This is a genomic window from Anabaena sp. CCY 9402-a, from assembly GCF_963920945.1.
GTDB lineage: Bacteria > Cyanobacteriota > Cyanobacteriia > Cyanobacteriales > Nostocaceae > Trichormus > Trichormus minutissimus.
This window is the reverse complement of sequence record NZ_CAWUDL010000111.1, coordinates 1-14,354: the sequence shown is the minus strand read 5'-3', so window position 1 is coordinate 14,354 and position 14,354 is coordinate 1. Positions and strand designations below refer to the sequence as shown.

The window sequence follows — 14,354 nt, the reverse complement described above, 5'->3', positions numbered from 1 at the left end:
TTACTCAATTGGTATTTCTGTTGTTAATTTAACATATCTAGTCTGGGAGAGCCATTTAGTTATGCGATTCTCAAAGTAACTAATCAAGCTCAAGAATATGCCAAATTTTTTCTATATTCTGGTTTATTAACCACTTTATTGTTAGTGGATGATTTTTTCTTACTGCATGAAGCTGTATTTCCCAAATATCATATTAGTGAACGTATAGTATATGCAATCTATATGATTTTGTTCTCCTCATTTTTCATGAGGTTTAGAAAAATTTTCAAAAAAACAGAATTTCTGATTCTTTTAGCTGCAATCCTATCTTTAGGGCTATCTATAATTTGTGACACTATATGGCAAGGAATACCTACTTTTATAGAGGATACATTTAAGTTGGTGGGAATTACTACTTGGGTAACTTATTTCGTGCGGCTATGTCTGCGCGAGATTAGTAGCATATTGAATGTTTCACCTTTAAAAGAGCAAGCATCTTCTCTGATTAGATAGACACACAGTATTTACTTTTCCTGAAAAGTCCAAACACCCTCATCCCACTCAGAAGTTGTTGGGGGTGATTGTAACCAATGCTGACAACGTAAAAGATACAACATCGCAGCTTTATCATGCTTATCTGCTGCTAAAACATTGGCAAATTCTGCTCTAGCTAAAGCAAATTCTTGTCGAAGATAATACTCACGACCTTTGTGATAATGCTCTATTACTTGTAATTTGTCGCTACCAATGGGATCTGAACGTAAACCCACTAATTCGTAGATAGCTACCGGCTCGTTTCTACCTTTAACACGAATGTAGTCTAGTTCTCGCGCCCAAATATGATTTTGGCAAGGTTTAAAAGTATTATCACTGAGAATAATATCGCAACCATATTGCTTACTCACACTTTCCAGGCGAGATCCTAAATTAACACCATCACCAATCGCAGTAAATTCCATCCGTTTACTAGAGCCGATATTACCACTAATGACAGTATCAGAATTAATGCCTATGCCAATATTAATTCTCGGTTTATTAGCAGCGTAGCGACGTTGATTAAATTCCTTTAAGCGATGGCGCATTTCGAGAGATGTTTGTACCGCCATCCAAGCGTGTTCTTCCAGAGGGAGAGGCGAACCAAACACAGCCATAATCGCATCACCAATGTATTTATCGAGAGTCCCTTTGTGTTTAAAAACAGCATCTACCATTGATTCAAAATATTCATTCAGCATACTTACCACTTCTTCCGCTTCCAGATTTTCTGTCAAAGTGGTGTAGCCACGAATATCCGAAAATAAAATCGAAACTTCCTTGCGATCGCCTCCAAGTTTAGCATCATCTAATTTCAACAATTCTTCTGCTAATTCTTGAGTCATGTAGCGGTACATTGTACTCTTGAGGCGTTTTTCATCACTGATATCTTCCATGACTACCAGTGCGCCACAAACTTGCTGTGGGTCGCTAGCATCAGCAATCGTATTAATCGATAAATTGATACTGTGTTTTTCTGGTGCTGAACCTATACTTAATAAGGTGCGGTCTGGATAATATTGCTGACGAAGCTTCAGGTCTTCACCGTGTAAAGCATTTCCATACCATTTACTAAAATCGCCTTCTTGAATGGCGATCGCCTCATTAATTAATTTACCTTCTAAACGGTCTTCATCAGCCAATCCCAATAACCGTTTAGCACTTTCATTCGCCGCAATAATTGCTCCTGCTTTATCTGTGGAAATTACACCATTAGAAAGACTCCGCAGAATATCCCGTTGCATTTGTTCTTGCTGCTTCACTTTGGCAAATAACTGGGCGTTTTGCAATGCTACCCCAGCTTGAATATTAAAAGCCTCCATAAATTCTTCATCATTGCGATCAAAACTTGCTTGGAAGCATTCAGGAGCTTGAGGCCAGTCAACCGGATTATAGTGTGGAAAATCCCCTGATTTCTTTTTATTGACTAATTGAGTCACGCCGATTAACTCTTGATCGGCGTTAAATACGGGCATACAAAGTAAACTACAGGTACGATAACCATTTTGCTGGTCAATTTGTTTGGCTGTTTCCGAGTCGGGATGGTTATACAAATCAAAAGGAATATTGAGTTTTTGACCAGAGGCTGCAACTATACCAGCAAAACCCTTACCGATAGGAACTCGTAACTCCCTAGTAGAACCATCATCTTGAGTAATTTTAGTCCATAGTTCATGGCGATCGCAGTCTATCAGCCATAAGGTACTGCGATCGGCGTTCATCAATTCCTTGGCTTCATCCATTACCCGTTTGAGGGTATCTTCCAAGTCTAGACTGCTTTGACTCAGAGACTTAACCGCCTTCATCATTGCAGCTGCGGCTCTTTGTTTTTGAGTCGCGATGTAAAAAGAACGTGACGACTCTAAAATCAGGCGAATAGAAGGGGCAAATTCCTGAAATAAGTCTTCATCAACACCAGTAAAGCCAATGGTATCAATGCGTTCTGCCAGTGGCGCATCATGATTATATGTAGACTTTAATTTGTTGAGTAACTGTAACACTGCTACTAATCGCCCTTGTTCATTCAGTAGCGGTAAGGCCAGCATTGTGTAGGTACGGTAGCCTGTAATTTTTTCTTTTTCTTGAGCAAATATAGAGCGTGGATCGTTATAAAAATCGAATGGAATATTAATTACTTTTCTAAAAGTAGCCACTTCGCCAGCGATTCCCTTATCGGCGGGGATACGAATTTCTAAAGAGCGATCGCCTTCTCCTTCAGCGACTATTGACCACAGTTCTTGTTTTTCTTCATCTAGTAAAAAGATAGTTGTCCGATCTGCTCCCAATAATTCCCCAGTTTTTAAGGTAATTGACTGCAACATTTCTTGCAGAATTGTTTCAAAACCCTGGGAATCTAACATCGACAGGGTTTGATGCACAATCTGTAATTTCTGCTCAACTTCTGTAACAACTTGTTTAAAAGTATCTTGAGTCAGGGGAGCTAGAAATGTCGAAATAGTCCCTTTCCGGCGGGCTAGAGTCCCCACTGGAGAAGCATTTACTGGCAAACCTTGATTTTCTTGATTGCGAACACCAATAATCAAATCAGCCGTCTCCCCAAAACTACGCTGTTGAGCTGACATAGGTAATTTTTGATATAGCAGGATTAAAAAGTTAGAAATTCAACTAAGTGTTGCAGATGCAACTAGTGATTAGCATTACCCACAGTTTAATCTGTTGTTAACTCAGCGTCATCCTGCTTTACTCCTTGTTTTACCCAATATCCACAGGAGCTGGCCGCATCTTTAAAAATTTATATACAACCACAACTACAGAAGATTGTAGTTAAAAAATATACTTTAATATGCAAGCGATAACTTGCTTGAATGGCTATACCTGTGGACTATAGATATATGATTCCCTATGACTGAGCAAAACTAACACTTCTCGGACGAACTTGTGAAATGATGTACTTAATAAGCTGCATCCCTTTAAACATCACGAGAGGTATCAATGAACTGGATTAAAGTGATTCCCCAAGATGAACTACCACCCAATGGGCGTAAAGTGGTAAAAGTTGAACAACGCAAAATCCTGTTAATTCACCACAACAATCAAGTTTTTGCAGTAGAAAATTCTTGTCCCCACCTCAAGCTACCCTTACAGAAGGGCAAAATCACAGATGATGGGGCTATTGTATGTCCCTTCCATCGTAGTGCCTTTGATCTAGCTACTGGTAATGCTCAAGACTGGACTCCCTTTCCTCCTGGTATCGGTAAATTGATGGGTATGGTTTCCAAAGAAAAAGCACTCTCCGTCTTCCCTACCCGCGTTGAAGAAGGTAGCATTTGGGTTAGTTTATAGAGTTTCTACAAGAACCCAACCTTAACACCCTCCTCGCTTACGCTGCGGTGTACACACAAGTCTAATAACCTAAACCTACAACGTTTTTATCCCCCCTAAACCCCCTTAAAAAAGGGGGAAATAGATTCAAAGTTCCCCTTAAAAAGGGGGATTTAGGGGGATCAGATGATTTGTGTATACACCGTAGCCCCGCTTGCGGGGAAGATGCTTTTCTCCTTTTTGTTCAACTACGAATTAGAGTAATCACCGCCAGAACCAAATTTCCAAGCATCAATCAAGCGATGCCAATAATATTGTTGTGTATTTGGCAAATTCTTAATCCATATTTCTAGTATGGTACTTATCGCAAATAAGGCAGAGTATAATCCTAAATTACTATAATGTAATAGCCAATCTAACAAGTTAATTAAACCCACCTGTGGGATAATTTTAGCAACTAAAACAGGATGATTTAAACCAGTTTTTACTAATGTTTGTGTCAGGGCGGAAAACTGCACTATATCTTGTAAAAATGGTTTTAGCACTGGCGTTCCTAACTGCTGCATTTCCGCAAATACCGCCGAGAGTAATTGGTTAATTTGCTCTGGTGGAATTGTCTGATTAACACTAACACTCATAGCTTTTTGAAATAACCAAGTCACACTCAAACTAGGTTGGTATGGTTGCAATTGTGCCAAAGCTTTTGCAGAAATCTGCTCAGTTTGTAATGCCTCTTCAATGCCAATTGTTAACCGCTTCAGGTGACGCACCATTGCACCGAAACCACCAAAACTTAAGGGGGACTGACTACCACTGCTATCTCCCACTGGTAAAATTCGATGCCAAGGGGTTTGGAGGGGACTTTGGCGATAAGTTGGGAAGAAACCAAACAAGGCGCGTTGAAATTTTAGTTGGCTCAATTCCACGCCTTGATATTCTGGTAATAAACGCAGATATTCTTCAAATAACGTTTCTAAGCCCAAACGTTGGGGATGGGCATCCATATAAGTAAATAAATAAGTTGTTCTACCATCTCTTGCGGGGAAAGCTTCCCAAAAATACTGACATTGATTCTGTAAAGAGGTGAATGATAATATTAAATCCCCAGCGTTATTTTCAGGGAAACCTTCGGCGCAACTTCCTACTACTAAACAAAGGGCATCTGGCTTTTTCCCTTGACGTGCTTCTTGGGTGATGGGGGAAAGATGTCCCATTGCATCGAGTAATAATTTGGCTTTGAATTGATTATTAACTATCACCCCATCTGGATGAACCACTACATCACTAAAGGGTGTATTTTCTAATAACTCTCCACCAACCGCGAGAAATTTCGTTTTCAATGTAGCTAATAAATAAACCGGATCTACACCGATATTTAAGACATCTTCTACCCAAACTTCTGCACCATCTTTAAATTTAACCCTAGCCGGATTATATTGTGTAGCGATCGCACTTGCCAATTCTGCCTCTGTTAGCAGGTTCAATTCTACAAAGACTTCTAACTCTTGACGGGAGATATTCCACTCCTGTTCTCTCCCCTGCAAAATACCCCTTTCCAGCAACGCCACCCGCAATCCCCGCACTGCTAAGGCGCAACCAATTAAGATCCCTAAAGTCCCACCACAGATAATTACGTCCCAGTCTACAGCACCTAAAGGCTGTTGATTTTCTTTGACTACTGAAGGGACTGGTGTGGTATTTTCTCTGATAGATTTGAGGATGCGATCGGCACTACGCAAACCGCCTAAAACATTACCAGGTAGTTGGTTGAGAATCTCTTCAGTCAGGGACATAACAGCTAATCTCTAGCAGAGTTCCTTGTATTAAAAGTAGCTTTAATTGAATTTAAATTTATTATATACATAATTTTAATACAATTTTTGCTGATTGTGTAAATGATGCCTGTTTTATTAATTAGCTCTTATTTTTTGTTTGTGATGAACAAATTTATTGCCAAGAAAATAAGACATTAAGTATATATTTTTATCGGCAAATCTGAAATATTTATAGTTGTCAGCTTATAGCTTATACATCCCTAGTTAATGGGCAACAGAAAAATAACAATAAAATCTGTCTTGAGTAAGAATATTCTTTTTTTAATTGAATAATAAAAAGATTTACTATATACTCAACTCGTGCCGATTTATAAGAAATAAGAACAGACAAAAAGTGCGAACTTAAGAGGACTTGCATATATGAAACTCCTCATAGAATGTGAGATAAAATTATGAGAATTGCCTTCATTGTCGGGAACTTTCCTGTCATATCAGAGACATTTATTTTAAATCAAGTTACAGGACTGATTGTTCGGGGACATAAAGTAGATATTTATGTCCATGAAAATAGGCAACTAAATAATTCTGCTAAGTTTCATCCAGATGTAGAAAAACACCGTCTGCTCAAGTTAACTCATCATAAACCGGACATTCCTAAAAATTACTTATATCGCTTTTTAAAAGGTCTAATATTAATCATTGCAAATTTTCATAAAAGCCCTTTGGTTCTGCTGCGATCGCTCAATATTTTCAAATACGGTAAACAAGCAGCTTCTTTGCGGTTACTGTATTTGGCAGTTCCGATGTTAAAATCTTTACCCTATGATATCATTCATTGCCAATTTGGAACATTTGCCTTAGAAGGGATGAATCTGCGTGATATTGGTGCTATCACAGGAAAGTTAATTACTTCATTTCGTGGCTATGATATCAGTTTATTTGTTCAACAACAGGGAGAAAATGTTTATGATTCACTATTTGCCAAAGGCGATTTTTTTCTCACCAACTGCGAATATTTCAGAGCCAGAGCTATCAAACTAGGTTGTGACACACAGAAAGTTTTAGTGCATGGTTCAGGAATAGATTGCCATCGTTTTCCTTACCAAGAAAGGTATCATAAGCCAGGTAGAAAAATCCGTATTGCTACAACTGGTCGTTTGATTGAAAAAAAAGGTATAGAATATAGCATTATTGCTGTAGCGAAAGTAGCTAAAATTTATCCCAATATTGAATATCACATCATTGGAGATGGAGAGTTAAAGGAAAACTTACAACAGCTAATCCACTCCTTGAATATTTCTGAGCAAGTCCAATTACTGGGATGGAAAACCCAGCCAGAAATCATTGATATTCTCGCACAATCTGATATTTTTATAGCCCCCAGCGTGACAGCTAAAAATGGTAATCAAGATGCCCCAGTTAATACGTTAAAAGAAGCCATGATTATGGGTTTACCAGTCATAGCTACTACTCACGGTGGTATTCCTGAACTAGTTCAAGATGCTATTTCTGGTTTTCTAGTTCCAGAACGGGATACTGATGCCATAGCAGAAAAGTTAACGTATCTCATAGAGCATCCAGAAATTTGGCCATCAATGGGTCGTGCTGGCCATACTTATGTCAAATGCCACTATGACATTAACAAGCTCAATGATGAGCTAGTGGAAATTTATCGCCACGTTATAACCAATAATTTACCTACTCCAGAGCCAGTCTTCGCTTCCACAGCAGCTATGAGATGAACCCTACAAAATTTATCAATCTTGATGCTGGCTGGAGCTATCCACAAATAGATCAATAATTTAAATTATCATGACAAACTCATCTGCGATCGCAACTCCCGACGTAACCATCATTGTTGCTCCACGAGAACGTTTCAGTTGCACCTGTGAAGCCCTAGAAAGTATTTATCAACACACTGATTATCCCTTTGAATTAATTTACGTAGATGGCGGTTCTCCCAGTCATATTCAAGATTATTTGGCACAGCAAGCACAACAAAAGCAATTTCAGCTAATTCGCACAGATTACTATCTTTCCCCAAACCATGCACGTAACCTTGCTTTGCGTCATGTCACCAGCAAGTATGTCGTATTTATTGATAACGATGTAGTAGTTACCCCCAACTGGCTCAAGCCTTTAGTTCAGTGTGCAGAAGACACAGGCGCAACTATAGTTAGTCCCCTAATTTGCCAAGGTAGTCCTTTACATACTGAAATACATTGTGCAGGTGGAGAATCGGGAATTAAGGTAGAAACTCAAGGCGAAATCATCAGACGACGGATGATTGAAAAGATTTATAAACAAGGGCGGAAGGTAGCAGATGTCCACCCCCAACTGCAACGTCAAAAAACTGGACTAGCAGAATTTCACTGCATGATGGTACGCACAGAAATATTCCAACAAATTGGTCTTTTGGATGAAGCATTGCTAAACACCAAAGAACACGTTGATTTGTGTATCTTAGTAGCCGAAGCTGGCGGTACAGTCTACCTCGAACCTGAATCTCTGATGACTTACGTCACAGACAAACCATTACAGCCAACAGACATAAGTTACTATATGCTGCGTTGGAGTGATGCTTGGGAACTAGCCAGTCTCAAACGCTTAAGTGAAAAGTGGAATCTTACCGAAGATGAGTATTTCAAAAACAAGTACAAACGCTTGGGATGGCGGCGACAAATGGCAATTATCAGTCCTTTTGTACGTAAACTCCCTATTGGTAAATTTGGCTGGCGCGTAGCTGGGAAGCTGTTGCTAACTATAGACAAAGTAGTTAACCGTTATATGACTACCCGCTATGCTCAAAAACATTTGCAAAATCTGCAATCCAAAGCCCTGATACCACCAGCAAAATCTGCAATCACAGCATCGTCCCGTGGTTGATAAACTCTCATGAGGTCTGACAATTATGCTACCGGAGATAGTCTATAAGCCTGAGAGTATGCTTAGGCATCCAATTCAATTATTAAGACTAATGTGGCGAGACTTGTTAGCTTCTCGTGAACTAGCTTGGCGATTGATGGTAAGGGATATAAATGCTCAATATCGGCAATCATTTTTAGGAATTGCTTGGGCTTTTTTACCACCAATTGTCATGGCTGCTAGTTTTACTCTCGCCAATGAAGCCAACGTGATTAATATTGGTGACACAGATTTACCCTACCCAGCTTATGTCATGTTCAGCACGGCATTATGGCAGACATTTGTGGAAGCTTTAAATGGGCCGGTGCAAGCAGTAGCAGTAGCAAAACCGATGTTAGCCAGAGTGAACTTCCCACGAGAAGCACTGCTTTTAGCCAAGGTGGGCGAAGTATTTTTTAACTTCGCTATTAAGCTAATTTTAATCGTGGGATTATTTATCTGGTTTCGCATTCCCACCAATTGGACAGTGATTTTAACTCCAATTCCATTGATTCACTTAGTTTTGTTGGGAACATTTATCGGGATTTTATTAGCTCCTTTAGGGATACTGTATCAAGATATATCTAAAGGATTATCTCTCATTACAGGCTTTTGGCTGTTCCTCACTCCTGTAATTTATCCTATTCCCAAAGCGGGACTATTTGGATGGTTAGTAAATTTTAACCCGGTGACTCCGCTACTAGTAACAACACGAGAATTAGCCACAACCGGAATAGTATCAAATCCTGCTGGTTTTTGGTCAGTCAGTGCAATTACTTTAGTAGCATTATTAATAACTTGGGTTGCATTCCGTTTGGCTATGCCTTTTGTGGTTGAGAGAGTTAGTTCTTAATGATGATTAAGTTAATAGAGCAAGAAACTTCCATAAATTCTCCAGATACTGATTTATTAATTTCAGTTGACCAAGTTTCTAAAAAATTCTGTAGAGACTTAAAGCAATCTTTATTATATGGTCTGCAAGATATTGCCACAGAGTTATCAGGAGGCAATAGAAAAAGTGATACTTTGCGCCAAAAAGAGTTTTGGGCGGTGAAAGATATCAGCTTTCAATTACGCCGGGGAGAAGCTCTTGGTTTAGTGGGTTCAAATGGAGCAGGTAAAAGCACACTACTACGCATTATCAGTGGTTTGATTAAACCTGATACTGGATGTGTAAAAGTTAGAGGTAGATTAGCTCCATTAATTGCTTTGGGCGCAGGGTTTAATCCTATTTTGACGGGGCGAGAAAATATCTATGCTAATATGTCAATTTTAGGTCTATCTACTAAGAAGATAGCAGCCAAATTTGAAGAAGTAATAGATTTTTCGGGAATTGGTGATGCGATTGATGCACCAGTACAAACATATAGTTCTGGTATGGCTGCTCGATTGGGTTTTGCTTGTGCAGTACATATTGAACCAGATATTTTATTAATTGATGAAGTATTAGCTGTTGGTGATATTAGCTTCAGGATGAAATGTTATCACAAGCTAGCAAAATTACGGGAAGCAGGTACAGCATTCATTTTAGTTTCTCATAACCCCCACGTTGTATTAAATGTCTGTGAAAATTCTCTTTATCTAGCTAAAGGTCAATTAATCAGTGCTGGTGAAACTGAAGCAGTAATTCGCCAATATGAAGAGGACTTATCTTTAGGTGGAGAAAATGCACCTCCAGGGGTAATGTTATTACCAGAAAAACCTCAGAGTTTGGGTGTAGATATTGTTTCTATATGTTTTAAAGATGATCAAGGAAATACAATCGAAGCTCCCCGTTGTGGTGAACCTACTTATCTTTGTGTAGAATGTCAAGTTCATCGTCCAGTCGAATCCGCTAACTTGGGCGTATTAATTTCTACTTTATCTGGACAAAATGAACGGGTTTTATATATGACTTCTGCCAGTGATAACGAAACTCTCAATCTCCTTCCTGGCAGAGTGGAAATCCAGATGCAAATGCCTTATTGTTGCCTATTACCTGGTATGTATAACGCCAAAATATATGTTAAAGAAGGCGTATGCTCATTTGATATTGTGGAATCTTATCGATTTGCTGTCAAAGCTGGAAAGGTTAGTAGTAAATCTTTGTTTTATCAACCTCGCATATGGCAGATGATTAGCAAAAATTGATGAACATTGAATGCGTGATATGTTAATAACTGATATCTTGCACTATTCTCAATAACCGTAGTTTGGGCAATGCCAATGAGGTAAAAGTTGGGGTTTCATGGCAGTAAAAACATTGCGGAATCCACAAAAATTGGCATTAAATAACTGGTGCAAGATGTGATGCAAGACATTTGAGATAAAATCAAGAGAAATCTATATTATGTCCCAATTAGTTTCAGTAATCATACCCTGTTTTAATGCTGAGAAGTGGTTAGCTGAAGCGATTGATAGCTGCTTACAACAAACCTATTCTCATCTGGAAATCATTGTCATTGATGACGGTTCTACAGATAACTCTTTGGAAATTATCAAAAGCTACGGCGATAAAATTATTTGGCGTAGTTATTTACATCAAGGCGGTAATTACGCTCGCAATCGAGGCTTTGATTTATCTCAGGGAAAATATATTCAATATTTAGATGCAGATGATTATATTTTACCTGAAAAGATAGAAAAACAGGTCAGTCTGTTAGAAGCTACAGGCGCAGATGTTGTTTATAGTGACTGGAGACATCAGCGTCATTTAGCTGATGGTTCTAGTGTTCTGGATAAAATAGAAATCTCTAAAACCCAAACAGATATTTTAGCGGCTTTACTAGCAAATTGGTGGGTGGCTTTGGCTGCTTTAATGTATAAGAGAAGTGCAGTAGAAAATAGTCGGGGATGGGATGAAAATTTACCCGCCGCGCAGGATAGAGATTTTTTCCTATCAGTGGTGATGAATGGAGGTAAAGTTGCGTACCAACCAGGCTGTTATGCTATCTACAGAAAATATGGTGCTGTGACAGTTTCGACTGCTTCTAAAAGTCGCTGGTTAAAAAGCCACCATCTAGTATTACAGAAAGTAGAACAGGAACTATTGCAAAGGAATCAACTTTCAATAAAGTACCGCCAGGCTTTAGCCAAATCATATTTTGAACTGGCTAGAGAAGCTTTATTTTTTGATTATTTCCAATATTTGATGTTCTTAGAAAAAGCTTTGGTAATATTTCCAGAGTTTAAAGCTAACAGTAAGAGGACAGTCTATCGGCTGGTGCAAGATATTTTAGGCTTTCGGCAAACTGAACGCATTGCCTGTACTGTCTTGTTTGTCAAAAAGCTTGTAAATTCTAGCTTTGCATATCCAAAAGAAAAATTTGGTATGACATCATAAACGTGGTGGTTATTGCACCCCAAATAATATTGTACCTGCTAGAAGCGATCGCAGTTAGGTTAACGATTAATTTTGGCATCGGCTGTGGCAATGTAGATATAGGTACACTCCCAGAATCTGCATTGTAGGAAATACTAATGAATCGCTCTAAAATTGTAGCAATTATCACGGGGGCAATTTCTGTTCTGTTAGCGATCGCTTATCTCATCGTTGTGCAAATATTAGACTATCGTGATATGCAGCCCGCCCCCATCAGTCAACTTCACCAATTATCAACAGTTATGGCTTTGGTAATTACATCTGTATTTTAGTTGCTAACCTAGAGACGCAGCGAATAGCGTCTCTATATTAATTTTTATAACCATAGATAAAATTCGATGCTTTGTATGGGTTAGCCATAAGTTAACCTATAGAATAGAGTCTATGATTAAAATCAGAAAATTGATTATATAAGAATTAATTAGAGTAGACATCGTAGATTTATTTTGTTAAATAATTCCTTTTTGGTAAATATAACGGTAAGCTTAAAACAATATTAAGCAAAAATAAATTCCCTTATCTACAATAATTTGCTGACTAGGAGCAAAGTTAAGTTTGCCCCCAGATTAGTTGATTTGTGCTGTAAATCCAGAGGTTAATTTCATGGCTCAGTTTCTACTAGAGACTGTTTGGCTAGTTCCGTGCTACGCCTTAATAGGTGGAATGTTGGCGATTCCTTGGTCGCCAGGACTCATTCGTAGAACGGGGCCAAGGCCAGCAGGTTATGTAAATCTAATCATGACATTTTTGGCGTTGCTTCATAGTGTCATAGCTTTACAAGCAACCTGGAATCAACCACCCCAAGAAGTATTTATACCTTGGCTATCAACCGCAGGTTTAAACCTGACTATCACCTTAGAAATTTCTGCGGTGAGTGTGGGTGCAATAGTGGTAATTACTAGCTTAAATTTGCTAGCACAAATTTTTGCGCTTGGTTACATGGAAATGGACTGGGGTTGGGGACGTTTCTATTCTTTATTGGGATTATTTGAAGCGGGATTATGCGCCTTAGTTCTATGCAATAATCTATTTTTTAGCTATGTAATTTTGGAAGTCTTGACTTTAGGAACATACCTATTAGTAGGCTTATGGTTCAGTCAACCTTTGGTAGTGACTGGTGCAAGAGATGCTTTTTTAACCAAGCGGGTAGGTGACTTATTCTTATTAATGGGAGTCTTGGGACTGTGGAATCTATCAGGTACTTGGAATTACACAGACTTAGCAGACTGGGCTGCTACTGCTCAAGTTGACCCCACTGTGATGGCATTGGTAGGTTTAGCTTTAGTAGCTGGGCCGATGGGTAAGTGCGCCCAGTTCCCTTTGCATCTGTGGTTAGATGAGGCAATGGAAGGCCCTGTCCCCAGCACAATTTTAAGGAATTCGGTAGTAGTTGCTAGTGGTGCGTGGGTACTAATTAAACTCCAACCTGTATTAACTTTATCGCCTGTAGTTTCGGCATTTATTGTTGCTATTGGTGCGGTTACAGCCATTGGTGCTTCCTTAATTGCGATCGCGCAGATTGATCTCAAACGCTGTTTATCTTATTCTGTTAGTGCTTACATGGGCTTAGTGTTCATTGCCGTAGGCGCACAGCAAGACGATGCAGCATTACTTTTGGTACTCACCCACGCTTTATCATCTGCACTCTTAGTCATGAGTACCGGTGGAATTGTTTGGAATAGCATCACTCAAGACTTAACTCAACTGGGTGGCTTATGGTCACGTCGCCCCATTTCCGGTTTAGCCTTTATTGTGGGAACTTTGGGGTTAATTGGCTTTCCCCCCTTGGGTAGCTTTTGGGCTTTGTTAAAACTAGCTGATGGCTTGTGGGGAAATTACCCTTGGTTAGTGGGAATTGTGATTGCAGTTAACACTTTAACAGCAGTGAGTTTAACCAGAGAATTTGGGTTAATTTTCGGTGGTAAAGTAAAACAAATGAGTGAGCGATCGCCTGAAGTTCACTGGCCGATGATATTACCCATGATGATTTTATTAGGCTTTGTTTTACATCTGCCTTTGGTGTTAAAAAGTTTATCATTACTACCCAGTTGGGCAGACCTCAATAAAGATGTTGCACTATTACTAATTTGGTCAAGTATTTTTGGTTGCAGTATTAGCGCAATCATTTATTTAGGCAATATTCCCAAGCCAGTCCGCCTACCTTGGAAACCTTTACAAGACTTGTTTGCTTACGATTTTTACACACCTAAACTCTATCGCATAACCATCATTTTCGGCGTTGCCCAACTTTCCAAATTTGCTGATATGATTGACCGTTTTGTAGTTGATGGCATTGTTAACTTAGTTGGTTTGTTTTCCCTATTAGGTGGGGAAGGTTTGAAGTACAGCACCAATGGACAAACTCAATTTTATGCCTTGACCGTGCTTTTAGGTGTAGGTGTTTTAGGCGCATGGGTAACTTGGCCATTCTGGGGAGTACAGTTTTTAAGTTTGATTTTTTAATAGTAATGAGTAATGAGTAATGAGTAATGAGTAATGAGTAATGAGTAATGAGTAAT

At 39.0% G+C, this 14,354-nt stretch carries 11 protein-coding genes; 9 read left to right on the top strand and 2 right to left on the bottom strand.

Annotated features, from left to right (window positions below; translation table 11 throughout):
• Positions 1-503 precede the first annotated feature (503 nt).
• Entirely contained in the window at positions 504-3,095 is a 2,592-nt protein-coding gene (locus ACM0OR_RS26060) for a GAF domain-containing protein (protein ID WP_414579345.1), read from the bottom strand.
• Positions 3,096-3,465: 370 nt separating this feature from the next.
• Here ACM0OR_RS26060 and ACM0OR_RS26055 point away from each other — a divergent pair, with 370 nt between their 5' ends.
• The gene (locus ACM0OR_RS26055) at positions 3,466-3,816 is read left to right on the top strand and encodes a Rieske (2Fe-2S) protein (protein ID WP_190708795.1); all 351 of its coding nucleotides are present in this window, start codon (positions 3,466-3,468) and stop codon (positions 3,814-3,816) included.
• A gap of 227 nt (positions 3,817-4,043) precedes the next feature.
• Here the strand turns inward: ACM0OR_RS26055 and ACM0OR_RS26050 are convergent, their stop codons facing one another.
• The gene (locus ACM0OR_RS26050) at positions 4,044-5,588 is read right to left on the bottom strand and encodes an FAD-binding oxidoreductase (protein WP_414579344.1); all 1,545 of its coding nucleotides are present in this window, start codon (positions 5,586-5,588) and stop codon (positions 4,044-4,046) included.
• Between the two features lie 434 nt (positions 5,589-6,022).
• Between ACM0OR_RS26050 and ACM0OR_RS26045 the strand changes: the two genes are divergently transcribed.
• The 8 genes from ACM0OR_RS26045 (at position 6,023) to ACM0OR_RS26010 (ending at position 14,298) form a co-directional block, all read left to right on the top strand.
• Positions 6,023-7,312, top strand: coding sequence for a glycosyltransferase (locus ACM0OR_RS26045; RefSeq protein ID WP_414579343.1), 1,290 nt, complete (start codon positions 6,023-6,025; stop codon positions 7,310-7,312).
• A 70-nt stretch (positions 7,313-7,382) separates the two neighbouring features.
• Complete coding sequence (locus ACM0OR_RS26040) at positions 7,383-8,456, top strand: glycosyltransferase family 2 protein (protein WP_414579342.1); 1,074 nt, start codon at positions 7,383-7,385, stop codon at positions 8,454-8,456.
• 25 nt (positions 8,457-8,481) lie between these two features.
• The gene (locus tag ACM0OR_RS26035) at positions 8,482-9,327 is read left to right on the top strand and encodes an ABC transporter permease (protein WP_414579341.1); all 846 of its coding nucleotides are present in this window, start codon (positions 8,482-8,484) and stop codon (positions 9,325-9,327) included.
• A 2-nt stretch (positions 9,328-9,329) separates the two neighbouring features.
• Positions 9,330-10,604, top strand: coding sequence for an ABC transporter ATP-binding protein (locus ACM0OR_RS26030; protein WP_414579346.1), 1,275 nt, complete (start codon positions 9,330-9,332; stop codon positions 10,602-10,604).
• Between the two features lie 199 nt (positions 10,605-10,803).
• Positions 10,804-11,796: a glycosyltransferase family 2 protein gene (locus tag ACM0OR_RS26025; protein WP_414579340.1), complete on the top strand. Its 993-nt coding sequence runs from the start codon at positions 10,804-10,806 to the stop codon at positions 11,794-11,796.
• Between the two features lie 5 nt (positions 11,797-11,801).
• Positions 11,802-11,924, top strand: a complete 123-nt coding sequence (locus tag ACM0OR_RS26020; RefSeq protein WP_414579339.1) for a hypothetical protein — start codon at positions 11,802-11,804, stop codon at positions 11,922-11,924.
• A 9-nt stretch (positions 11,925-11,933) separates the two neighbouring features.
• Positions 11,934-12,107, top strand: coding sequence for a hypothetical protein (locus ACM0OR_RS26015; protein ID WP_414579338.1), 174 nt, complete (start codon positions 11,934-11,936; stop codon positions 12,105-12,107).
• 331 nt (positions 12,108-12,438) lie between these two features.
• A complete protein-coding gene (locus ACM0OR_RS26010) occupies positions 12,439-14,298 on the top strand; it encodes an NAD(P)H-quinone oxidoreductase subunit F (RefSeq protein ID WP_414579337.1) in 1,860 nt (619 codons plus the stop codon).
• Positions 14,299-14,354: the final 56 nt, after the last annotated feature.

What these genes read in the sequence shown, in the direction of transcription:
- ACM0OR_RS26050 (WP_414579344.1), bottom strand. Translation starts at nt 5,588, where the DNA reads ATGTCCCTGACTGAAGAGATTCTCAACCAACTACCTGGTAATGTTTTA.
- ACM0OR_RS26035 (WP_414579341.1), top strand. Translation starts at nt 8,482, where the DNA reads ATGCTACCGGAGATAGTCTATAAGCCTGAGAGTATGCTTAGGCATCCA.
- ACM0OR_RS26030 (WP_414579346.1), top strand. Translation starts at nt 9,330, where the DNA reads ATGATTAAGTTAATAGAGCAAGAAACTTCCATAAATTCTCCAGATACT.
- ACM0OR_RS26055 (WP_190708795.1), top strand. Translation starts at nt 3,466, where the DNA reads ATGAACTGGATTAAAGTGATTCCCCAAGATGAACTACCACCCAATGGG.
- ACM0OR_RS26015 (WP_414579338.1), top strand. Translation starts at nt 11,934, where the DNA reads ATGAATCGCTCTAAAATTGTAGCAATTATCACGGGGGCAATTTCTGTT.
- ACM0OR_RS26040 (WP_414579342.1), top strand. Translation starts at nt 7,383, where the DNA reads ATGACAAACTCATCTGCGATCGCAACTCCCGACGTAACCATCATTGTT.
- ACM0OR_RS26010 (WP_414579337.1), top strand. Translation starts at nt 12,439, where the DNA reads ATGGCTCAGTTTCTACTAGAGACTGTTTGGCTAGTTCCGTGCTACGCC.
- ACM0OR_RS26045 (WP_414579343.1), top strand. Translation starts at nt 6,023, where the DNA reads ATGAGAATTGCCTTCATTGTCGGGAACTTTCCTGTCATATCAGAGACA.
- ACM0OR_RS26025 (WP_414579340.1), top strand. Translation starts at nt 10,804, where the DNA reads ATGTCCCAATTAGTTTCAGTAATCATACCCTGTTTTAATGCTGAGAAG.
- ACM0OR_RS26060 (WP_414579345.1), bottom strand. Translation starts at nt 3,095, where the DNA reads ATGTCAGCTCAACAGCGTAGTTTTGGGGAGACGGCTGATTTGATTATT.